General features: G+C 58.8%; 1 protein-coding gene. It reads left to right on the top strand.

Features of this window, described 5'->3' with window-relative positions; translation table 11 throughout:
- Nucleotides 1-441: 441 nt before the first annotated feature.
- Nucleotides 442-687: TetR/AcrR family transcriptional regulator (locus AC4D2R_RS18025; protein WP_490941474.1), on the top strand; the 246-nt coding region annotated here is incomplete at its 3' end.

Here is a 687-nt window from a genome sequence, read left to right as displayed (position 1 = left end):
GCCCGTGGACTGCGGCTAAAGGAAGCAGGTCGGTTCCCGGACGGATTCAGCAGCTGACTCCGGCGTGTGTTCATCCGGAAGTGGTGGCACGATTGGGAAATATGCGCGTGGGCGGGTTGGGGCATTGAAAATAGCCCCAACATGCCCGAATTGTTAGGCACTCCAGAGGGGAAGGTGGTATCGGAATTCGCACCATACGCCTCTGAGCCTGATCCGTTCCTCATTTCTTGGTGCCGAATATTCCATCGACCCGCTTCTTACTCATGATCTCGCTTGCGAAATCAGCTGGCCCGACCGGAATGCACCGGGGTTCCTCGTATAAGACCGTGGGCCGGGCTGCCCATATGACTCCGGATCCTTCTTATCCACCTGCGGAATACTCGGGCGGATTCCCTTACACTGCAGGCAGGGCCCCTCTTGTGGGTGCCGGTAAGGATGGCAATGGAGCCTTCAGAACACCCGCCCGGGGCACGCGAAAAGATACTGGCCTGTTCCTATCAGCTCTTCATGCGCCGGGGTGTCCGCGCGGTCGGGGTGAATGAGCTCATCCAGGAATCCGGAGTGTCCAAAGCAACCCTCTACCACCATTTTCCCTCCAAACAGGACCTGATCCTGGCGTTCTTTGAGCGGCGCTGGCAGGTATTCGTGGTCGACCATTTCCAAGTTCAGACCGCCCGTCCCGGCGCC

Source organism: Arthrobacter sp. TJ-217 (assembly GCF_058269255.1).
The sequence above is the reverse complement of the archived record's forward strand: the minus strand, read 5'-3'. Positions and strand labels throughout refer to the sequence as shown.